This window comes from Anabaena sp. CCY 0017 (assembly GCF_963920885.1).
Taxonomy (GTDB): Bacteria; Cyanobacteriota; Cyanobacteriia; order Cyanobacteriales; family Nostocaceae; genus Nodularia.
Genome location: NZ_CAWUDG010000111.1, coordinates 1 through 245, shown reverse-complemented (window position 1 = coordinate 245; position 245 = coordinate 1). Strand labels below are relative to the sequence as shown.

1 rRNA gene is annotated in these 245 nt (G+C 51.0%); it reads left to right on the top strand.

From position 1 onward, the window contains the following. Positions 1-123: 123 nt before the first annotated feature. Positions 124-241: ribosomal RNA gene (gene rrf / locus ACM0OW_RS25890) — 5S ribosomal RNA — on the top strand. Positions 242-245 lie beyond the last annotated feature (4 nt).

Sequence of the window (245 nt, the reverse complement as noted above, 5' to 3'; positions counted from 1 at the left end):
AAGTACAGTAATGTATGAAGCTGAGGTGTACTAACAGACCGAGGGCTTGACCTCAGCTCATTTGGTGAGCTAATTATTTCGCGTTACTGTGCAGCCTTCAGGGTTGCTGACCCACCAAGTTTTCCTGGTGTCTATGGCGCGGTGGAACCACACTGATCCCTTCCCGAACTCAGAGGTGAAACGCTGCTGCGGCGACGATAGTCTAGGGGTAGCCCTACGCAAAAATAGCTCGATGCCAGGTTTAT